This is a genomic window from Streptomyces sp. NPDC058145 (assembly GCF_042884245.1).
In the GTDB taxonomy this organism is placed as follows: Bacteria; Actinomycetota; Actinomycetes; order Streptomycetales; family Streptomycetaceae; genus Streptomyces.
In genome coordinates this window covers 14,057-33,822 of sequence record NZ_JBHVUH010000007.1, presented here as the reverse complement: position 1 = coordinate 33,822, position 19,766 = coordinate 14,057, and the positions used below count along the sequence as shown (strand labels likewise).

General features: G+C 74.2%; 21 protein-coding genes. 6 read left to right on the top strand and 15 right to left on the bottom strand.

Features of this window, described 5'->3' with window-relative positions:
• Position 1 precedes the first annotated feature (1 nt).
• The 4 genes from egtD to egtA are packed head-to-tail and all read right to left on the bottom strand — an operon-like array spanning position 2 to position 4,426.
• Complete coding sequence (egtD, locus tag ACFVVO_RS17035; RefSeq protein ID WP_390055659.1) at positions 2–964, bottom strand: L-histidine N(alpha)-methyltransferase; 963 nt, start codon at positions 962–964, stop codon at positions 2–4.
• Complete coding sequence (egtC, locus tag ACFVVO_RS17030; protein ID WP_390055658.1) at positions 961–1,776, bottom strand: ergothioneine biosynthesis protein EgtC; 816 nt, start codon at positions 1,774–1,776, stop codon at positions 961–963. Before egtC ends, egtD begins: the two co-directional genes overlap by 4 nt.
• Positions 1,776–3,113, bottom strand: a complete 1,338-nt coding sequence (gene egtB / locus ACFVVO_RS17025) for an ergothioneine biosynthesis protein EgtB (protein ID WP_390055656.1) — start codon at positions 3,111–3,113, stop codon at positions 1,776–1,778. Before egtB ends, egtC begins: the two co-directional genes overlap by 1 nt.
• Positions 3,110–4,426, bottom strand: a complete 1,317-nt coding sequence (egtA, locus tag ACFVVO_RS17020; RefSeq protein WP_390055654.1) for an ergothioneine biosynthesis glutamate--cysteine ligase EgtA — start codon at positions 4,424–4,426, stop codon at positions 3,110–3,112. Before egtA ends, egtB begins: the two co-directional genes overlap by 4 nt.
• A 274-nt stretch (positions 4,427–4,700) precedes the next feature.
• On the opposite strand from egtA, the gene ACFVVO_RS17015 reads away from it, so the two are divergent.
• A complete protein-coding gene (locus tag ACFVVO_RS17015; protein WP_390055653.1) occupies positions 4,701–5,555 on the top strand; it encodes a TIGR02452 family protein in 855 nt (284 codons plus the stop codon).
• A gap of 50 nt (positions 5,556–5,605) precedes the next feature.
• Here ACFVVO_RS17015 and ACFVVO_RS17010 read toward each other — a convergent pair whose 3' ends face one another.
• The gene (locus ACFVVO_RS17010; RefSeq protein WP_390055652.1) at positions 5,606–6,052 is read right to left on the bottom strand and encodes a type II toxin-antitoxin system PemK/MazF family toxin; all 447 of its coding nucleotides are present in this window, start codon (positions 6,050–6,052) and stop codon (positions 5,606–5,608) included.
• A 156-nt stretch (positions 6,053–6,208) separates the two neighbouring features.
• Positions 6,209–6,622 (bottom strand): cupin domain-containing protein, encoded by a 414-nt coding sequence (locus ACFVVO_RS17005; protein WP_390055650.1) that lies wholly within the window; start codon positions 6,620–6,622, stop codon positions 6,209–6,211.
• 97 nt (positions 6,623–6,719) lie between these two features.
• Between ACFVVO_RS17005 and ACFVVO_RS17000 the strand changes: the two genes are divergently transcribed.
• Together ACFVVO_RS17000 and ACFVVO_RS16995 are read left to right on the top strand one after the other, a co-directional pair.
• Complete coding sequence (locus ACFVVO_RS17000; RefSeq protein WP_390055648.1) at positions 6,720–7,415, top strand: helix-turn-helix transcriptional regulator; 696 nt, start codon at positions 6,720–6,722, stop codon at positions 7,413–7,415.
• Positions 7,412–7,840 (top strand): hypothetical protein, encoded by a 429-nt coding sequence (locus ACFVVO_RS16995; protein WP_390055646.1) that lies wholly within the window; start codon positions 7,412–7,414, stop codon positions 7,838–7,840. The genes ACFVVO_RS17000 and ACFVVO_RS16995 overlap by 4 nt, the downstream gene beginning before the upstream one ends.
• Positions 7,841–7,908: 68 nt before the next feature.
• Here the strand turns inward: ACFVVO_RS16995 and ACFVVO_RS16990 are convergent, their stop codons facing one another.
• The 5 genes from ACFVVO_RS16990 to ACFVVO_RS16970 form a co-directional block, all read right to left on the bottom strand.
• Entirely contained in the window at positions 7,909–9,396 is a 1,488-nt protein-coding gene (locus ACFVVO_RS16990; protein WP_390055644.1) for a flotillin family protein, read from the bottom strand.
• A 133-nt stretch (positions 9,397–9,529) separates the two neighbouring features.
• Entirely contained in the window at positions 9,530–9,748 is a 219-nt protein-coding gene (locus tag ACFVVO_RS16985; RefSeq protein ID WP_199212964.1) for a hypothetical protein, read from the bottom strand.
• A gap of 82 nt (positions 9,749–9,830) precedes the next feature.
• Complete coding sequence (locus ACFVVO_RS16980) at positions 9,831–11,252, bottom strand: amidase (RefSeq protein ID WP_390055642.1); 1,422 nt, start codon at positions 11,250–11,252, stop codon at positions 9,831–9,833.
• A 142-nt stretch (positions 11,253–11,394) separates the two neighbouring features.
• Positions 11,395–12,381, bottom strand: coding sequence for an alpha/beta hydrolase (locus ACFVVO_RS16975; protein ID WP_390055640.1), 987 nt, complete (start codon positions 12,379–12,381; stop codon positions 11,395–11,397).
• Positions 12,382–12,559: 178 nt separating this feature from the next.
• Complete coding sequence (locus ACFVVO_RS16970) at positions 12,560–13,123, bottom strand: NAD(P)H-dependent oxidoreductase (RefSeq protein WP_390055638.1); 564 nt, start codon at positions 13,121–13,123, stop codon at positions 12,560–12,562.
• A 104-nt stretch (positions 13,124–13,227) separates the two neighbouring features.
• Here ACFVVO_RS16970 and ACFVVO_RS16965 point away from each other — a divergent pair, with 104 nt between their 5' ends.
• A complete protein-coding gene (locus ACFVVO_RS16965) occupies positions 13,228–13,908 on the top strand; it encodes a TetR/AcrR family transcriptional regulator (RefSeq protein ID WP_390055636.1) in 681 nt (226 codons plus the stop codon).
• Positions 13,909–13,940: 32 nt separating this feature from the next.
• Here the strand turns inward: ACFVVO_RS16965 and ACFVVO_RS16960 are convergent, their stop codons facing one another.
• The gene (locus ACFVVO_RS16960) at positions 13,941–15,080 is read right to left on the bottom strand and encodes an FAD-dependent oxidoreductase (protein WP_390055634.1); all 1,140 of its coding nucleotides are present in this window, start codon (positions 15,078–15,080) and stop codon (positions 13,941–13,943) included.
• 24 nt (positions 15,081–15,104) lie between these two features.
• Positions 15,105–15,767 carry a TetR/AcrR family transcriptional regulator gene (locus tag ACFVVO_RS16955; protein ID WP_390055633.1) on the bottom strand — a complete coding sequence of 221 codons (663 nt, stop codon included), beginning with the start codon at positions 15,765–15,767 and terminating at the stop codon, positions 15,105–15,107.
• Positions 15,768–15,909: 142 nt separating this feature from the next.
• Between ACFVVO_RS16955 and ACFVVO_RS16950 the strand changes: the two genes are divergently transcribed.
• Positions 15,910–16,956, top strand: a complete 1,047-nt coding sequence (locus tag ACFVVO_RS16950) for a LacI family DNA-binding transcriptional regulator (protein ID WP_390055631.1) — start codon at positions 15,910–15,912, stop codon at positions 16,954–16,956.
• Positions 16,957–17,049: 93 nt separating this feature from the next.
• On the opposite strand, the gene trxA is transcribed toward ACFVVO_RS16950, so the two are convergent.
• Positions 17,050–17,424: a thioredoxin gene (gene trxA / locus ACFVVO_RS16945; protein WP_390055630.1), complete on the bottom strand. Its 375-nt coding sequence runs from the start codon at positions 17,422–17,424 to the stop codon at positions 17,050–17,052.
• A gap of 151 nt (positions 17,425–17,575) precedes the next feature.
• Here trxA and ACFVVO_RS16940 point away from each other — a divergent pair, with 151 nt between their 5' ends.
• Positions 17,576–19,006 carry a dihydrolipoyl dehydrogenase family protein gene (locus ACFVVO_RS16940; protein WP_390055628.1) on the top strand — a complete coding sequence of 477 codons (1,431 nt, stop codon included), beginning with the start codon at positions 17,576–17,578 and terminating at the stop codon, positions 19,004–19,006.
• 8 nt (positions 19,007–19,014) lie between these two features.
• Here the strand turns inward: ACFVVO_RS16940 and ACFVVO_RS16935 are convergent, their stop codons facing one another.
• Positions 19,015–19,659: a peptide deformylase gene (locus tag ACFVVO_RS16935; protein ID WP_390055626.1), complete on the bottom strand. Its 645-nt coding sequence runs from the start codon at positions 19,657–19,659 to the stop codon at positions 19,015–19,017.
• Positions 19,660–19,766 lie beyond the last annotated feature (107 nt).

Here is a 19,766-nt window from a genome sequence, read left to right as displayed (position 1 = left end):
CTCAGCGCACCACGCTCAGCGACAGCGCGAACCGGTCCTCGGCATCCGTCCACCAGTGGGTCAGTTCCAGGCCGGTGGCCGCCAGTTCGGCGGCGATGCCGTCCCGGCGGAACTTCGCCGACACCTCGGTGCGCATCTCCTCGCCCGCCGCGAAGTCCACGGCCAGGTCCAGCGCGGGCACCTTGACGGTCTGCGCGGTGCGCGAGCGCAGCCGCATCTCGATCCACTCCTGGTCCGGGTCCCACACGGCCACGTGGTCGAAGGCGTCCGGCTCGAAGTCCGCGCCCAGTTCACGGTTGACGACCGCCAGGACGTTCTTGTTGAACGCGGCCGTCACCCCGGCCGCGTCGTCGTACGCCCGGACCAGCACCCGCTCGTCCTTGACCAGGTCCGTGCCGAGCAGCAGGCCGTCGCCCGGGGCGAGCAGGGAGCGCACGAGGGCGAGGAACTTCGCCCTCTCGGCGGGCAGCAGGTTGCCGATCGTGCCCCCGAGGAAGGCCACGAGCCGGGGCCCGGGTGTCTCGGGCAGTTCCAGCGGGGCGGTGAAGTCGGCGATCAGCGCGTGCACGTCGAGTCCGGGCCGCTCCTCGATGAGCGCCTGCCCGGCCTGGGTGAGGGCGCTCTCGCTGACGTCGACCGGGACGTACGCCGCCAGCGAGGTGAGCGCGTCGATGAGGTGACGGGTCTTCTCCGAGGAGCCGGAGCCCAGTTCGATCAGGGTGCGGGCGCGGCTCGCGGCGGCGATCTCACCGCTGCGGGCGACGAGGATCTCGCGCTCGGCACGCGTGGGGTAGTACTCGGGCAGATCAGTGATCCGCTCGAACAGCTCGCTGCCCAGGGCGTCGTAGAACCACTTCGGCGGCAGCGTCTTGGGGGTGACGGTGAGGCCGTTCCGGACGTCGGCGCGCAGCGCGGCGTCCGTCGCGTCCTCGGGGAGTGTGCGGGTGACGTGCAGGGGACTCAACGGCAGGGCTCCTTCGGGGATGGGGGTTCTCCCGCTCGAACGGAGCTGAGAGCGGGGGAGGACGCCGGATCCTCGAGTGGGGCGAGGAGTACTCCGGCGCGGCTCGCGGTGAGCACGGTGCGGTCGGGGACCTCCTGCCAGAGCGGGTCGTCGTCGTACGGTTCCGAGGCGACGACCGTGCCCAGGCCGGGCTCCGTGCGGTACCAGAGGCTGTCGCCCCAGGCGGTGGCGGCGATGGTCTCGCCGTCGGTGAGCAGCAGATTGAGGCGGGACGCGGGGGCCGCCGCGGCGAACCGGCGTACGGTGTCACCGAGGGCCTCGGCGGGGTCGTCGCCGGTGCGCAGCCGGTGCAGGACCAGCGCCCAGACGAACGCCGAGTCGGTGCGTGCCTGCAGCGACAGCAGCTCGACCGGGGGCAGTTCGGACACCAGGGGTGCCGCCGAGTCCGGCCAGCCGGCGATCGCGCCGTTGTGGCTGAACAGCCAGCGTCCGGCGGCGAAGGGCGCGGCCGCCGCCTCGGCGTCCGCGCCCGCGAGGGTGGCGTCGCGCACGGCGGCGAGCACCGCGCCGGCGCGCACCACCCGGGCCAGGTCGGCGAAGGACAGGTCCGCCCAGATCGGCCCGGCCCGCCGGTAGCGGGCCGGCGCGGGATCGTCCGGGGCGTACCAGCCCACCCCGAAACCGTCGGCGTTGACCGTTCCGTACCGCTGCCGGCGGGGCTCCCACGACTGCCGGTACAGGCTGTGCGGAGGCTCCACCAGGATTCGTCCGAGCGGCTGTTGCGGCCCGAGGTAGGCCAGGTGACGGCACATCAGACGGCCTCCGAGCGGGCGGTGCGGAACCCGGAGAAGATCTGCCGCCGGATCGGGTAGTCCCAGTTGCGGAACGTGCCCCGGCAGGCCACCGGGTCCACGGCGAACGAACCGCCGCGCAGCACCTTGTACTCGGCGCCGAAGAACACCTCCGAGTACTCCTTGTAGGGGAACGCCGTGAAACCCGGGTACGGCAGGAAGTCGCTCGACGTCCACTCCCACACGTCACCGATCAACTGCCGGACACCGAGCGGGGACTCGCCGTCCGGGTAACTGCCGGCGGGGGCGGGCCGGAGATGACGCTGGCCCAGGTTGGCGTGCTCGGCGGCCGGGTCGGCGTCGCCCCACGGGTAGCGCCGGGAGCGGCCGGTGGCCGGGTCGAAGCGGGCGGCCTTCTCCCACTCCGCCTCGGTCGGCAGCCGGCGTCCGGCCCAGCGGGCGTAGGCCTCGGCCTCGTACCAGCACACGTGCAGGACCGGCTCGTCGGCCGGCACCGCCTCGGTGACGCCGAAGTGCCGCCGCAGCCACTGGCCGCCGTCCCGGCGCCAGAACAGCGGGGCGGTGAGGCCGTGCCGCCGGATGTGCGCCCAGCCCTCCGGGGTCCACCAGCGCTCGGTGCCGTAGCCGCCGTCGTCGATGAACGCCTGGTACGCCGCGTTCGTCACCGGGGTCGTGTCGATCCAGAAGGGCGCCACGTCCACCGGGTGCGCCGGGCGTTCGTTGTCCAGCGCCCAGGGCTCGGCGGAGGTGCCCATGGTGAACGGGCCACCGGGCACCAGGACTTCGGCCGGACCGGTGAACAGCGGGGCCGGTCCGGGATCGGGCGCGGTCAGGACCCGTGGGCCCGTGCGGAGCTGATGGGTGATCAGCATCGTCTCGTCGTGCTGCTGTTCGTGCTGCGCGATCATGCCGAAGGCGAAGCCCGCCTCGGTCAGCCGGCTGCCGTGGAAGTCCGCGGCCTCCAGCAGATCGAGGGCGCGGCCGCGCACGTCGGACGCGTAGCCCCGGGCCTCGGCGGGCGGCAGCAGCGGCAGTGAGGGGCGTTCGGCGCGCGAGTGCTCGAAGGCGTCGTACAGGCCGTCGATCTCGGGCCGCAGCGCCTCCCGGCCGCCGACCGCCCGCAGCAGCCACAGCTCCTCCTGGTTGCCGATGTGGGCGAGGTCCCACACCAGAGGCGACATCAGCGGGGAGTGCTGGGTGGTGAGGTCCGGGTCCTCGACGCAGTCGGTCAGCAGTGTGGTGCGTGCGCGGGCGGCGGTGAGCGAGGCGACCGCGCGCTCGCGCAGCGCCTCGGTGTCCGCCTCGGTGGCCGTGGCCTCGGTCTCGGGGGCGGTCATGTGCGGATGTCCTTCCTCCCGTGGGCCGCGCGGCGGTCGGTGCCGCGCAGACGGTCCAGCAGGTCGTCGGCCGGGCAGCGGCCCCGCGCGACATGGCGGTCCAGGTACGCGGCGACGGCGTCGACGACCGCCGGCGCGGCGCCGAGCCGGGGCAGGGCCAGGAGCGCCGCCGAGAAGCAGTCGACGGCGGCCTCGCGCAGCTCGGGATCGGTGAGCCCGTGCCGGGCCGCGTCGATCCACAGCGGATTGTGCGGGGCCGGCAGGTTCATGGCCCGCTCGGCCAGCGGTTTGACCGCCTGGTGCGCGGCCTCGGCGGCCTCGGGGTCGTCGAACAGCGCCGCGGTCACCGCGAGCGGCACGATCCAGCCGTCGTCGCCCGGCTGCGCGTCGATCATGCGCAGCTCCAGGTGGCCGCGCGGCCTCACCGGCGGGAACAGGGTGGTCAGGTGGTAGTCGAGATCCGCCCGGGTGGGCGGCCGGGGGGTCCGCGAGCGGGTCCACTCGCGGAAGGTGAGGCCCTCGGGAACGTCCCACGGGCCACTGTCGCGGCGGACGCACATCACCGGGGAGTCCAGCACGTGCCGTGCCCAGGCGCCCCTCGGTTCCCCGTCCGGCGGGGGAGCGCCCGCGCGGCCCGCGCCGATCTCCGTCCAGTGCAGCTGCCGGGTGGACCGCCAGCCGGTGGGCCGTCGTCCGACCAGCGGGGAGTTGGCGAACGCGGCCACCAGGACCGCGCCGAGCTGGTGGGCCAGCCACCAGCGCTGTTCGAGACCCAGGACGCCCCGATCCTCGTGTCCGGCGTCCACGCACACCTGGACGGAGGCCGATGCGCACATCATGTGCCGGCCGGCCGTGCCGGTGCGGTCGAGACAGGCCTCCATGGCGTCGTAGCGCGGTTCGCGCAGGAACCGGCGGGGTGCGCGCCAGGGGTCGTGGCCGACGCCGAGGAGCCCGAGTCCGTCCTTCGCGAGGACGGCACGCACGGTCTCCAGATCGGCGGAGACGGTGTCCACGCACTCCATCAGGGAGGCGGCGGGCGGCGAACTCAGCTCCAGCTGCCCGCCGGGCTCGATCGTGAGGGGCGAGCGCAGCGGCACGCTCCGCAGGGTGGCGTAGGCCGCTTCGAGTCGTTCGGGTGTGACGGGGAGCTGCGGCTGCCGCAGCTCGTGGACGAGCCATTCCACTTCGACCCCGAGGGTGCGGGGCGGCCCGGTCTTGAAGCAGATGCCCCTGACCAGGGCCTCCACCTCGGCTTCGGTGATGGCGTCGCGGTGCTCCGTACAGTCACCGCGATCGCTCTTCGAGTCGGACATGTCGGGATCCTCCTGAGATTCCACCATGCCACCGGCCCGGCCCACGCTGGGCCTGGACAGGCACCCGTCCACCCAAGACCCTTGAGCCGATTCGCACAAGGGTGCCCATCGGGACGTTCCGGATCGGTAACCTCCGTTTCCTTCCGCGCTCCCCGGCCGTTCCGGGCCCGGGAAACTCCGTTGCACCGCATCCCAGCATCACCCAGGATGCGTGCATGAGCACGACGGGGGAGACCGCGCGGGCCGCGGTCGCGGCGCCCACGGGGGTGGCGCCGTGAGCGCGCGCCTGCGCGGTGTGGCAGCGGAGACCGAACGGATCGTGGCGGCGGGGGCGTACCGCGCACCCGACGGCCGGGAGGTGCCGCTGGCGGCCGCCGTCGCGGCCGCCCGGGCGGGCACCCGGCTGTACGGACCCGGGCCGGTACCGGTGTCCGTGGCCGCGGACGCCGAGCCCGTCTTCGAGGTCACGGGTGAGAGCAGCACGGAGGCCGCCCGCCGGCTGGCCGACGCGCCGGTCGCCGTCCTGAACTTCGCCTCGGCCCGCAATCCGGGCGGCGGCTACCTGAACGGCGCCCAGGCCCAGGAGGAGGCCCTGTGCCGCGCCTCGGCGTTGTACACCTGCCTGCTCGAGGCCCGCGCGTTCTACGACCACCACCGCGCCCACCGCGACCCGTTCTACACCGATCGGGTGATTCACTCCCCGGCCGTGCCGGTGTTCCGCGACGACCGCGGCGCGCTTCTTCAGCGGCCGTGCCGTGCGGGGTTCCTCACGGCGGCCGCTCCGAACGCGGGTGTGGTACGGCGTACGGCCCCCGAGCGGGCCGGTGAACTGCCGGCCGCCCTCGCCCGGCGGGCCGAGCGTGTCCTGGAGACCGCCGCCGCCCAGGGGTACCGGCGGCTGGTGCTCGGCGCCTGGGGCTGCGGCGTGTTCCAGAACGACCCGGCACAGGTCGCCGAGGCCTTCCGGGCGCTGCTCGGAGCCGGTGGGCGGTTCGCGCGAACGTTCGAGCACGTGGTGTTCGGCATCCTGGACCGCACCCCGGGGTCCACCGTCCGGGAGGCCTTCGCGCGAGCGTTCCCGGAGCGCGCGCGTCCGCTCACCGGCCATGGACCGTCAGGTCGCCATTGAGGCACCGTCGGGTCACCGGCCAGGACCGTGAGGTCACCGGCCAGGGGTCGTCAGGTCCAGCCGTACCGCTCGTGCAGCCGCTGCCGGACGAGATTGAAGCGCATCCGGTCCAGCGCGCACGCCTCCCGGCGCATGCCGTCCTCGTGCAGCCTCAGTACGCGGTCCACGTCCACCCACGAGTCACGGCCCGAGCGGTCCCAGGGGCCGCCGCCGATCGCCACCCACTCACGGTCGCCGTCGTGCCGCTTGCTGGACAACTGGACGGCGAGGAAGGTGCCCGCCGTCTCCCGGGCGACCACCAGCACCGGCCGGTCCTTGCCGCGGCCGTCGTTCTCCTCGAACGGCACCCAGGTCCACACGATCTCGCCCGGGTCGGGGTCGCCGTCGTGGGCGGGAGAGTACTCGGTACGCACCCGGCCGGCCCCGCGCGGGTCGGCCTCGGTGGTGGCGTGGGGGCCGAAGCGCCCCGGGACGTTCTCATCGGTAGGCGTGCTCACGGAGAGCACCCTAGGGCCTGTCGTGAGCACGTCGGGACCGTGGGGCCCGCGCCGGGCGGGCTGCGGGCCACGGCGAACGGGATCGCGCGGCGGGGGAGTTCCCGGCCCGGGCCGCGGTGGAGTACATGATCGCCTGGGCCAGGCGCGCCAGGCGCGTCACGCGGGTGCGCCGCCGCGCGACTGGATCTGCATGCCGGGCCGGCGGCGGTGCACGGTCAGGTAGGCGAGGCCCGAGGCGCCGGCGGTGATGCTGCGCGTGGAGCCGTGCGGCAGCCACAGCAGGGCGCCCTCGGCGAGCGGCTCGGGTTCGTCACGGGCGCCCTTGCCGAGCACACCGTTCCCGGAGACGACCAGGACCAGCACGTCCAGGTTCGGCTCGGTGTGCGTGTCGACACGGGCACCCGGGGCGAGCCGGACGACGTTGGCGTCGAGCTGGCGTCCGCCCTCGGCCAGCTTCCACAGCACTCCCGACGGGACCGGCGGATCGGCGGCCAGGGCACGGGCGTCGCACAGGACGCGCGGGTCCGGCCCCGCGCTCCAGCCGGAACCGGTCTCGGACGACGGCGTCATGCGTACCCCTCGCTGTCTCGGCTTCCACGACCCACCCTACAATTACTCCAGGTAGGTTTCGTGAAAAATACGCGCAGGTGGAAGTGGGTGATCGGCCATGACCGCACGACAGAGCCCGCGCCGCCAGGAGGTGCTGGACGTGCTGCGGGCCGCCCCGGCACCGCTCGGGGTGGCGGCGGTGGCCGAGCGGATGGGCGTCCACCCCAACACCGTGCGTTTCCACCTGGACGCGCTGGTGGCCGAGGGACTGGTCGAGAGCGGCACCCAGGCGCCCTCGGGGCCCGGCCGGCCCCGTACCGCCTACAGCGCGCGGCCCGGCATGGACCGCGGCGGTGGGCGCGGCTATCCGCTGCTGGCGAGGATGCTGCTCAGCCGCTGGGCGTCCGCCGACCCCGCCGAGGCGCGCGCGGAGGCGGTGGAGACCGGCCGGGCCTGGGGCCGGTTCCTGGTGGACCCGCTGCCGCCCTTCGAGCGGCCGACCGCCGAGCGCTCGGCGGCCCGGCTCGTCGGCCTGCTGGACGACATGGGCTTCGCCCCGCGACCGGAGGGCGCGCCCGGACCCGACGGGCCGCCGGCCCGGATCCGGTTGCGGCACTGTCCCTTCCTGGAACTCGCCGAGGAGTACGGCCGGTTGGTGTGCCCGCTCCATCTCGGCCTGATGCAGGGCGCGTTGACCGGGCTCGGCGCGCCGCTGACCGCCACCGTCCTGGAACCCTTCGCCGAACCCGACTCCTGCCTCGCCCACCTGGGCAGGGCGACCGCCGCAGAGCAGAGAGAGGCAACCCCCCGATGAACACCGCGTCGGCCGCCACCGCGAGTGCGGTGGTGTTCGTCTGGCTCGGAATGGTGCTGGCGATCTCCTTCCTGGAGGCGCCACTGAAGTTCCGCGCGCCGGGCGTGACCATACCCATCGGCCTGGGCATCGGCCGGCTCGTCTTCCGGGCCCTGAACGCGGTCGAGACCGCCCTGGCCGTGGTCGTGATCGCCGCCGTCGCCATGGGCGGCGCCACCGCCGGGGCCGTGGGGCTGACCGCGGCCGCCGCCGTACTGCTCGCCGCCCAGCTCGCCGTCGTCCGGCCGCGCCTCAACCGCAGGTCCGACCGGGTGCTCGCGGGCGAGGACCTGCCCCGCTCCCGCGGCCACCTCTGGTACGTGGCCCTGGAGTTGGCGAAGGTCGTGGCCCTGTTCGCCCTGGGCGTCGCGCTGCTCAGGGGATGACAGGGGCGACGCGGCGGCCGGGGCCCCTGGTGAGGGACCCCGGCCGCCGACGGCCCCGAGCGGGACCGCTAACCCTCCTGCTCCACCGGCACCTTCTGCGGCGCGGGCGGCACCGCCCCGTTGAGCGACGGTGAAGTGCCCTGCGTGCCGGGCCCGTTGGGGTTCATCGACGAGAGCAGCTGGCGGGCGAGGCCGAGGCCGGTGCCGCCCATGGTGAGCGCCTTGGCGAACAACTCGGCCATGCCGTCGGCACCGTTGAGCAGCACCATGTTGTCCACGTTGCCGAACGCGGACGCGCCCGCCTGGACGATCTCCGGCCAGTTCTCGGCGAGTTGCTGCGCGACGACGGCCTCCTGGTTCTCCGCCAGGGCGGCGGCCCGCGCCTTGATGGCCTCCGCCTCCGCGAGGCCCTTCGCCTTGGTCGCCTCCGCCTCGGCGAGACCCCTGGCCTGAGAGGCGGCGGCCTCCGCCTCACCGGTGGCCCGGGTCGCCGAGGCCGAGGCCGCGCCCCGGGTCTTGGTGGCCTCGGCCTCGGCACCCGCGGCCGTCTTGACCCGGGTGGCCTCGGCGGCCGCCGCGAGTTCAGTCTCCTTCGCCTTGGCCTGGGCCGCCGAGATCCGCGCGTCGCGCTCGGCCTCGGCCAGCGTCCGCTTCTCGTACGCCTGGGCGTCGGCCGGCTTGCGGACGTCCGCCTGGAGTTGCTGCTCGCGCCGGTGCGCCTCGAGTTCGGCGACCCGGGTCTCCTGGACGACGACCTCCTGCCGGGCGGCCGCGTCGGCGAGCGGACCGGCCTGGCGGGCCTTCGCCCCCGCCTTGTCCCGCTCGGCCTGGTAGCCGGCCTGCAGGATCTCGCTGTCCCGGGTGGCCTCCGCCATCCGGGCGAACGACTGCTGCTCCGCCTCGGTGGCCATCCGGTTGGCCTCGGCCTGCGCGATGCGCGCGTCCCGCTGCACCGCCGCCGCGTGCGGCATGGCCAGGTTCTGGATGTACCCGGTCGGGTCCTCGATCTCGTGGATCTGCAGCGAGTCGACGATCAGGCCGAGCTTCTCCATCTCCGTACCGCACGCCGCCCGGGTCTGGCCGGTCAGCTTCTCCCGGTCGCGGATCATGTCCTCGACGGTCAACCCACCCACGATGGAACGCAGATGACCTGCGAAGACGTTGTGCACCCGCTCCGACATCAGCCTCTGCTGGTCCAGGAAACGGCGGGCCGCGTTCGCGATCGACACGAAGTCGTCGCCCACCTTGAAGATGACCACGCCCCGCACCTTCAGCGGAATGCCCTGGTGGGTCACGCAGTCCACCTGCAGCTCGGTCTCGTTCAGATCCAGGGAGAGCTTGCGCACCGCCTGCACACCGGGCAGCACCAGCGTGCCGCGCCCGGTGACGATGCGGAATCCCATGCCCTCCTCGAGTCCCTCGGTGCGGTGCTTGGACCCGGAGATGACGAGCGCCTCGTTCGGCTCGGCGACCCGCCACATCATCTTGAACAACCCGATCAGCACGAGAACGGCAACGACGACCGCTCCCGCAACGACGCCGACGACCATCGGCATTCGCCCCCTTTGCATGGTGCCCTTTCGGCACCGAACGAAGGGAGTGTGCGCCCGCGGCGACGCACCGAGAAGACATCGGCGCGTCCTTGTCGCAATCTTGATGCATACGCCCCTCACCTGGGGCGCCGTACGCTCAACTGTCGTAGGCGGCGGTGACGTACACCGTCCTCGGCGGCAGGTGCTCCACCACCATCACCACCGTGCCCCGCTCCAGGCGGCCCGTGCCGTCGGCGGCGTACGCGAGGAAGTGCTCGGCGCCGCCGCGCACCCGGACGATCACCTCACCGACCAGACCGGGCCCGATCGTTCCCGTCACCCGTCCCATGAGCCCGACCATCGACGCGTCGTCCATGGTCACAGGGTACGGGCGGAACGCGCTTCCGCCTCCGGGCGGTTCGGGCCCGTCCGCCCGAACCGCTCGCGCGCGCCGGCCGTCAGGCCACCCGGGCGTCCGGCTCCGCCACCGGCGGCCACAGCTCGTGCCAGCGCAGCTCCGACTCCAGCTGGGCGGCGACGGAGACCAGCAGCGGCTCACTGGCGGCGGGCCCGAGCAACTGGGCGCCCACGGGCAGGCCCTGACCGACGAACCCGGCGGGCACGTTGACGCCGGGCCAGCCGAGGACGTTCCAGGGCCAGGCGTACGGACAGGCGGCGATCATGGCGCGGTCGGTGGCCAGCCCGCCGAGCCCCGAGAGGGCGCCGATCGCGGGCGGGGGAGCGGCCGTCGTCGGGGCGAGCAGCACGTCGTACGAGTCGAAGAAGGCGCCGATCCGCCGGTGCAGGACCGCCTCCGCGCGCCGGGCGGCCCGCAGCGGGGCGCCGCCGAGCAGCCGGCCCAGCCGGGCCGCGCCCCGGGTGCGCGGATCGAGCAGCGCCAGGTCGGGGGCCTCGCGGACGTAGTCGGCGATCCCTGCGGTGGCCCGCGGTACGAAGGCCAGCCCGATCTGCCCGTAAGGCGGGTCGGCCTCCTCCACGGTGTGCCCCAACGCGGCCAGTCTCTCCGCCAGTTCGAGGACGCGGGTCCGCACCTCGGGGCGCAGGCGGGCGGGTACGGCGGTGAACGGGGGCTTCAGCGACAGCGCGATGCGCAGCCGGCCGGGATCGCGGCCGACCGCCTCCGACACCGCGAGCGCCGGCGGCCGGTGCGGATCCCCGGCGTGGTTGCCGCTGGCCGCGTCCAGCAGCAGGGCCGCGTCGGCGACCGTGCGGGCCAGCGTGCCGTTCACCGTGATGCCGTGGAAGGCCTCGCCGCGCGGCCAGGTCGAGATGCGCCCGCGCTGTGGCTTGATCCCGATCAGATGGGTCCAGGAGGCCGGGATCCGCACCGATCCCGCGCCGTCCGAGCCGAGCGCGGCCGGTACCAGGCCGGCGGCGACCGCGGCCGCCGAGCCGCCGGACGAGCCGCCGGGCGTGTGTCCTGTGTGCCACGGGTTACGGGTCTCCCCGAACGCCGGCCCCTCGGTGAACGGCCACTGCCCCAGCTCACAGGTGTTGGTCTTGCCGACGATCACCGCCCCGGCAGCCCGCAGCCGCCGTACCGCCTCCCCGTCCGCCGCGGCCGGCGGGAACTCGCCCCGGCAGCCGAAGGCGGTGGGCTCGCCCGCCACGTCCATGTCGTCCTTGACCGCCACCGGCACCCCGAGCAGCGGGCGGCGCACTCCGGCCGCCAACTCCCGGTCGGCGGCGTCCGCTTCGGCGAGCGCGGCCTCGGCGCGCACCACCCGGAAGGCGTTCAGGGTCGGCCGGGTGGCCTCGATCCGGGCCAGGGCCAGCTCCACCAGCGAGCGCGAGGTCACCTCCCCGGCGGCGAGCGCGCGGGCGGACTCCGCGAGTCCTGCGGCACGGTCGGGCGTCATTGCGGGGCACCTCCGGGAGCCTGCGGACACGATGTCTACCGAACGGTAACCTCAGCACCGGGGCGGTCGTACAGCTTTCGCACAGGTGACATCCGGTCATCTTCGGGCGAGCGGGACGGGCCCGCGCACTGCCGGCGCGCCCTCAGCCGGCAAGCAGCCTGCGCAGCCACACGAGCCGGGCCGCCCGCGCCGCCCTGGACAGGGAGGCCTGCGGGGCGACTCCGTCGAAGCCGTGGAAGCCGCCGGGCCAGACGTGGAGTTCGGCCACGCCGCCGCAGCCCCAGATGCGGGAGGCGTAGTCGACGACCTCGTCGCGGAAGGTCTCCGCGGAGCCGACGTCGAGGAAGGCCGGGGGGAGGCCGGACAGGTCCGCCGCGCGGGCGGGCGCGGCGTAGGGGGAGACGCCGGGGCCGCCCCGGCGGTCGCCGAGCAGCGCCGTCCAGGCGGTGTCGTTGGCGGTGCGGTCCCAGACGCCGACGCCCGCCATCTGATGACTGGAGACCGTGTCGTTGCGGTCGTCGAGCATCGGGTACATCAGGAGCTGGCCGATGACCGGCGGGCCCTGGCGGTCGCGCAGCAGCAGGGCGAGCGCGGCGGTCAGGCCGCCGCCCGCGCTGGCCCCGGCGATCACGATCCGGTCCGGGTCGCCGCCGATCTCCTTGGCGTGCCCGGCCGTCCAGAGCAGGCCCGCGTACACGTCCTCGACCGGGGCCGGGTGCGGGTTCTCGGGCGCGAGGCGGTACTCGACCGAGACGACGACGGCGCCCAGTTCCCGTGCCCAGCTCAGCGGGGCCTCCACCCCGGCCCGGTTGTGGCCGAGGATCATGCCTCCGCCGTGCACGTGGTAGATCACCGGCAGCGGGGTGGCGGGGGCGGCGGCGGGGCGGCAGATGAGGAGGGAGACGTCCGGCGCGCCCCCGGGACCCGGCACCGAGCGGTCCTCCACCTCGAAGGCGCCGCCCATCGTGACGTCGAACAGTTCGGCCAGCTCCTTGCTCGCGCCCCGCCGGGCGCCGGGGATCTCGTCCGGGGTGAGGCCGGGCGGGACCGTGTCACCGGCCGGCTCCAGCACGGCGGCGAGCTCCGGATCGAACGGGGGCGGCGGGGACGGGGACTGGACCGGGGGCATGACTTCTCCTCACCTGACTCGGCGGGGCGCGTGCTGAGCGTCCCTGCGACACGTATGACCCGTACGCCTGTTTCGAGTCCTGGGTGTCCACCGGACGGCGGGTTCCCCTTCCGGGCCGCCCGACCACGCCAAGGGGCCGGAACCCAGCGGTTCCGGCCCCTTCGCGGGTACGTACGGCTCAGGCGGCCGCGACCTCGCCCACGGTGCCGTGCAGGCGGGCGACGACCTCGGTCAGCTGCGCGGCGACCTCGGCGTCGTCGACCGGGTGGGTCTCGGCGAAGCGGGTCACGGAGCCGGGGATGGACAGCTTGATGTCCTCGATCACCTTGCCGCCGGCGATGCCCGCGGCCTTGCGGGTGTCGTCCTGCGCCCACACGCCGCCGTACTGGCCGAAGGCGGTGCCGATCACGGCGACGGGCTTGCCGCCGAAGGCGCCGGCGCCGTACGGGCGGGACAGCCAGTCGATGGCGTTCTTCAGGACGGCCGGCATCGTGCCGTTGTACTCGGGGGAGAAGAGCAGGAAGGCGTCGGCGGCACCGGCGGCCTCACGCAGCGCGGCGGCGGGCGCCGGGACGTTGCCCTCGACGTCGATGTCCTCGTTGTAGAAGGGGACCTCGGCCAGGCCCTCGAAGAGCACGACCTCGGCGCCCTCGGGAGCGAGCTTGACGGCCGCCTCGGCGAGCTGACGGTTGTGCGAACCGGCGCGAAGGCTGCCGACGAGAGCGAGGATGCGAACAGACATGGGGGTACTCCAAAGGGGGCTGGAACATCGCCGTTAAGATCCGGACCGAGGTCCGCTTAGCTTTTCTATCAGGCTAACCGGACCGCGGTCCAGTTTTGTTCCCCATGCTTTACGCTGTCTTCATGTCCGCCGCCCTGCCTCCCTTCCCCAAGCCCCAGGAGCCTTACGACACGCCTCAACTGCTGGAGGTCGAGTCGGGTCCCGGCGAGCCCTGCCTGCGCGCCGACGCGGCCCGCAACCGGGCCCGGCTGCTGGAGGCCGCCGCCCGGCTGATCGCCGAGCACGGGGTCGCCGGGGTGACCATGGAGGCCGTGGCGGCGGCGGCCCAGGTGGGCAAGGGCACGGTGTTCCGCCGCTTCGGCGACCGCACCGGGCTGCTGACGGCACTGCTCGACCACTCGGGCAGGCGGCTCCAGGCCGACTTCCTCTGCGGACCCCCGCCGCTGGGCCCCGGCGCGCCGCCCCTCGAGCGGTTGCGGGCGTTCGGCGTGGCGGTGCTGTACCGCTCGGCCGAGCAGCTCGACCTCCAGCTCGCCGCCCAGCCGGAGCCGGACCGCCGGTTCTCCCACCCCGCGGTCCAGGCACTGCGCACGCACGTCACGATGCTGCTGCGGCAACTCGTGCCGGACGCCGACTGCGATCTGCTCTGCCTGACCCTGCTGGCGTACCTCGATCCCGCCCAGGTCCACCATCTGACCCGGCAGTGCGGGATGCCCATGGAGCGGCTGGAGGTCGGCTGGATCGACCTCGTGGCCCGGGTGACGGGCACGGAGCGGCCCGGCTGAGGCGCGCCCGGGCCGGGCGGGCCGGGACTGGATCAGCCGTCGTGGCCGGCGAACATCGCCAGCAGTCCGTGCGGCGCGTCGGCCCGGAACAGCGTCGCGCCGCCGCGCGCCGACTCCGCCGCTGACGCCTCGGCGCGCGGGAACATCCGCTCCTCGTAGGCGGCGAGCGCGGCCTCCGTGTCCCCGGGATGCGTGGCGATGGCGAGGCCCAGCTCGGCGCCGTCGAGCAGCGCCAGGTTGGCGCCCTCGCCGGCGAACGGCGACATCAGGTGCGCGGCGTCGCCGAGCAGGGTGACGCCGGGCGTCCGGGCCCAGCGGTGGCCGACCGGAAGGGCGTGGATCCGCCGCGGCACCAGCGCCCCGTCCGCCTCCGCCACCAGCGCCCGCAGGCTCTCGTGCCAGCCGTCGAACTCCTTCAGCACGGCCGCCTTCGCCGCCTCGGCGTCGGTGAAGTCGATCCCGTCGAGCCAGTCCTCCGGCGCCTCTACGGCGGCGTATATGTGCAGGCTGCCGTCGCTCTCACGGTGCCCGAGGAAGCCCCGGCCCGCGCCCAGCGCGAACAGCATGCCGCCGCCGACCACTCCCGCGGCCTCCAGATGCCGGGCATCGGCGTCCAGCAGGTCCGCCTCGACGAACGACACTCCGGTGTACGCGGGCCGCGCGGGGGAGAGCAGGTGGCGGACGCGGGACCAGGCGCCGTCCGCGCCGATCAGCAGACCGGTGGTGAAGGCGCCGCCGTCCGCGAGCGCCACCTCGTGCCGGCCGTCGCCGAGCCGGCGAGCGCCGGTCACCTGCGCGCCCCAGCGGAGGGTGCCCTCCGGCAGGGAGTCCAGCAGCAGGTCGCGCAGCTCGCCGCGGTCGATCTCGGGGCGCCCACCGGTGTCGTCGTCGGACTCCTCCAGGTGGACGGTGCCGTCCTGGCCGAGGACCCGCAGGGCCTGGCCGCCGGGGTGCACCCGGGTCAGGAACGCCTCGTGCAGCCCGGCCGCGCGCAGCGCCTCCTGGCCGGAGTCGTCGTGGATGTCGAGCATGCCGCCCTGTGTGCGCGCGGCCGGTGAGGCGTCCGCGTCGAAGACGGCCGCCTCGATGCCGTGCACATGCAGCACCCGGGCGAGCGCGAGGCCGCCGAGTCCGGCGCCGACGACGGCGACGGGGTGGTGGGGGATGGTCATGGTGGTCTCCTCAGGGGCTCGGGGTCAGTCGGGTACGGCGGTGCGCCGGATGCCGTCGATCAGCGCCCGGAAGGCCCAGGACATGCGGGCCTCCGGGGCGCCGGACAGCAGCTCCCCGGCGGACGCGGCGATGTGCGGATGGGTGTCCTCGGACGCCCCGCGAAGAGCGCTGTCCAGTGCCTGCCAGTCGCCGGGGGACTTCTCGCCGGCGTGCTCGGCGGCGGTCGCGGTGGCGTGCTGGAGGAGCAGGTCGACGCCCCAGGCGGCCCGGTCGCGCGGGACCCCGCCCTCGGCGAGCAGGGCGAGCAGCGTCTCGATCAGGTTCAGGTAGTGCGGGCCGCTCGGCCGGGCGGTCAGCGCCGAGCGGGCGAGGTCCGGGTGGTCCAGGAGCATCCGTGTGCAGTCGGTGAGCACCCGTTCCAGCCGCTCGCGCCAGCCGCCCCCGGACGGGGCGGATCCGACGGTGCCGAGCAGCTCGTCGAGGACGGCCGCGTGCAGCTCGTCGGTGTTGCGGACGTAGACGTACAGCGAGGCGGGACCGGTGTCGAGCTCCTGGGCCAGCCGCCGCATGGTCACCTTCCGCAGCCCTTCGGCCCGCAGGACCGCGACCGCGGCCGCGACGATGCCCTCCCGGCTGAGCGCCGGCTTGGCGGGGCGTTCTCGGCGGGAGCGGGGGGTTTCTGTCATGCCGTCACACTAACGAACATGTTCGCTGCGAACAAGTTCGTAACGAACATGTTCGTTGAGCCTGCCCTCGTCGTGCCGCGCGTTGGTCGAACGGTGAACGACGTTCCCCCGCCCGCACCCCCCATCCGGCCCCTCTGCCAAGATGCGGTCTGTCATGGTGCAGATACCGAACACGCCGCCGTCCGCGGTGCCCGCGCCGCACTCGGTCCCGACGAGTGCCGACGTGGCCCGGCTGGCGGGCGTCTCGCGCGCGACCGTCTCCTACGTCCTCAACAACACCAGTGCCGTCCGGATCAGCGAACCGACGCGCCGCCGCGTCCACGAAGCCGCCCGGGAACTGGGCTACGTGCCCCACGCGGCCGCCCGCAGCCTGCGAGCCGGACACAGCCGCATGGTCCTCATGCCCGCCCCGACGATCCCGGTGGGCCCCCTCTACAGCCGCTTCCTCACCGAACTGCAGTCCGCCCTCGGCCGCCTCGACTACACCGTCGTCCAGTACGGCAGCGTCGGCCTCCATGGCGACGAAGCCGCCCGCGCCTGGGCCGAGTTGCGTCCCGTCGCCGTCCTGGTGCCCGGCGCGGGGCTCGGCCCGCGGGGTGTCGCCGTGCTCAGGCGCTCCGGTGCCCGGGCCGTGGTGACCCTCGGTCCCGAGCGGGTCGAGGGCGCCCACGCCCTGCTCATGGACCACGAGGCCGTCGGCCACTGCGCCGGCGCCCATCTGCACGCCCGCGGGCGCCGCCGGATCGGCGTGATCGTCCCCGAGGAAACCGGCCTGGAGGCGTTCTCCCGGCCCCGGCTCGCCGGCGTCCGGCAGGCACTGCGCGGCACGGACGCGACCGTGACCGCGCTGCCGCTCGCGTACACGGAGCAGGCCGCCGCCCAACTGGCCGCCCGCTGGCGCGAGTCGGGCCTCGACGCGGTGTTCGCCTACAACGACGAGTACGCGATGCTGCTGATGCGCGCCCTCCAGGACGAGGGCGTCCGCATCCCCGAGGACGCGGCCGTGGTCGGCGCCGACGACCTGATGCTCGGCCGGCTGCTGCGCCCGCGGCTCAGCACCGTCCATGTCGAGCTGCCCTCCGGCCGGGACCTGGCGGAACTCGTCGACCGCGCGGTCCGCGAACCCGGCGGCGAGCCCGAGGTGCGCAGGGTGCTGGGCGCCTCCCTCGTCCCCCGCGAGTCCGGCTGACCGCGCCGCCGGCCCGGCCTCCCTCCCGTGCGGACGCGTACGGCCCGCGGCGCGACACGCGCCACGGGCCGTACCGGGACCGGCCGCCGGGGACTACTCGCCCTGCTGCTCCTGGGCCGCGATGCCCTTGCGGACCTCGTCCATGTCCAGCTTCCGGGCCTGCCCGATGACGTCCGTCAGCGCGGCCTCCGGCAGGGCGCCCGGCTGGGCGAAGATCGCGACCTGGTCCCGGACGATCATCAGGGTCGGGATCGACTGGATGCCGAACGCCTGCGCCAGCTCGGGCTGGGCCTCGGTGTCGACCTTGCCGAAGACCAGGTCCGGGTTCTCGCCGGCGGCCTTCTCGTACACCGGGGCGAACTGACGGCACGGCCCGCACCAGGACGCCCAGAAGTCGATGAGGACGAACTCGTTCTCGGTGACGGTCTGGTCGAAGTTCTCCTTGGTCAGCTCCACAGTGCTGCTCATGGCCTGGTTCCCTCTTCCTGGTGTGGGGTGTGCCGACGGCGGAAACACGGCGGTCCGGCCGCCTATTCCGCGAGTGTGCCGGGTGGACACGGGCGTGTCCCGCGCGCCTACCCGTGTGGCCTCCGTGCCAACCACCGACCAGACTGACCCCATGACGGAAACGGAATCCATCGCGTACGACGTCGTGGTGCTCGGGGCCGGGCCCGTGGGGGAGAACGTCGCCGACCGCACCCGTGCGGCCGGCCTCACCACCGCGGTCGTGGAGAGCGAGCTGGTCGGCGGCGAGTGTTCGTACTGGGCCTGCATGCCCAGCAAGGCGCTGCTCAGGCCGGTGATCGCCCAGGCGGACGCGCGCCGCCTGCCCGGACTGGAGCAGGCGGTCCAGGGCCCCCTCGACACGCCGGCCGTCCTCGCCCGGCGGGACGAATACACCTCGCACTGGCAGGACGACGGCCAGATCCGCTGGCTCGAGGGCACCGGCGCCGACCTGTACCGCGGCCAGGGCCGGCTGGCCGGCCCCCGCACGGTCACCGTGACCGGCCCCGACGGCACGGTCACCACGCTCACCGCCCGGCACGCCGTCGCCGTCTGCACCGGCACCAGCGCCCGGCTGCCCCACCTCCCGGGCCTGGACGGGGTCAAGCCGTGGACCAGCCGCGAGGCCACCAGCGCCAAGGCTGCTCCCGGCCGGCTGATCGTCGTCGGCGGCGGAGTCGTCGCCACCGAGATGGCCACCGCCTGGCAGGCCCTCGGTTCCCGGGTCACCCTGCTGGTGCGCGGCAAGGGCCTGCTGAGCCGGATGGAGCCGTTCGCCGGGGAACTGGTCGCCGACGCGCTCACCGAGGCGGGCGTGGACATCCGCACCGGTACCTCCGTCGAGTCCGTCTCCCGCGAGAACGGCACCGTCGTGGCCGTCACCGGAACCGGAGACCGCGTCGAGGCCGACGAGATCCTGTTCGCCACCGGGCGCGCCCCGCGGACCGAGGACATCGGCCTGGACACCGTCGGCCTGGAACCCGGCTCCTGGCTCGACGTCGACGACAGCCTCCGGGTCACCGGCACCGACTGGCTGTACGGGGTCGGCGACGTCAACCACCGTGCCCTCCTCACCCACCAGGGCAAGTACCAGGCCCGGATCGCGGGCGCCGCGATCGCCGCGCGTGCCGCGGGCGCGGAACCGCCGGACGAGCCCTGGGGCGCGCACGCGGCCACCGCCGACCACCACGCCGTACCCCAGGTCGTCTTCACCGACCCGGAGGCAGCCGCCGTCGGGCTCTCCCTGGCCGAGGCCGAACAGGCCGGTCACCGCGTCCGCGCCGTCGACGTCGAGCTCTCCTCGGTCGCGGGCGCCGGCCTGTACGGCGACGGCTACACGGGCCGCGCCCGCATGGTCGTCGACCTGGAGGAGGAGATCCTGCGCGGGGTCACCTTCGTCGGCCCCGGCGTCGGCGAACTCATCCACTCCGCGACCGTCGCGGTCGCCGGCCGGGTCCCGGTCGGCCGGCTCTGGCACGCCGTCCCGTCGTATCCGACGCTGAGCGAGGTGTGGCTGCGGCTGCTGGAGGCCTACCGGGACAACTGAGCCGCAGGTCAAGGCAGTTCGAAGCCCAGCGCCTCGGCCGCCGCCTGCGGTGCCGGCTGTGCCCACAGGGCCGCCACCGCCTCGTTCGTGGACAGCGAGCGCGGCTGCGCACGGTCGAGGTAGAGGACGCCGTCGAGGTGGTCCGTCTCGTGCTGGACGATACGGGCGGGCCAGCCGGTGAACACCTCGTCCAGCGCGCGGCCGTGCTCGTCCTCGCCGCGCAGCCGCACCTCGGCGTGCCGGGCCACCACGGCCTGCCAGCCCGGCACGCTCAGGCAGCCCTCGAAGAACGCGGCACGGGCGCTGCCCACCGGCTCGTACGACGGGTTGACCAGAACGCGGAACGGCTGCGGCACCCGGCCCCGGATCCGTGCCACCTCCTCCGGCACCGGCGCCGGGTCCTCGATGACCGCGATCCGCAGCGGAATCCCGACCTGCGGGGCGGCCAGGCCCACGCCGGGCGCCGCGTGCATGGTCAGCTTCAGCGCCTCGACGAAGCGGGCCAGCAGGGCGGGGCCGAGCTGGCCGTCGTAGCGCTCGGTGCCGCGCCTGAGGACCGGGCGGCCGGCCGCGACGACGGGCAAGGGGCCGCCGGCGGCGAGGAGTTCCTCGACCCGCTCGGCGAGCGGTGCCTGATCACTGGGAGGTGCCATCGCGTCAGAATGCCATGCTCATTCGTCTTTCGTGTGGCACAGGTCACCAACAACCCGGGGAACCCGGTGCTCTTCCGGCCCGACTACTGGACCGTCACCGCTGGAGA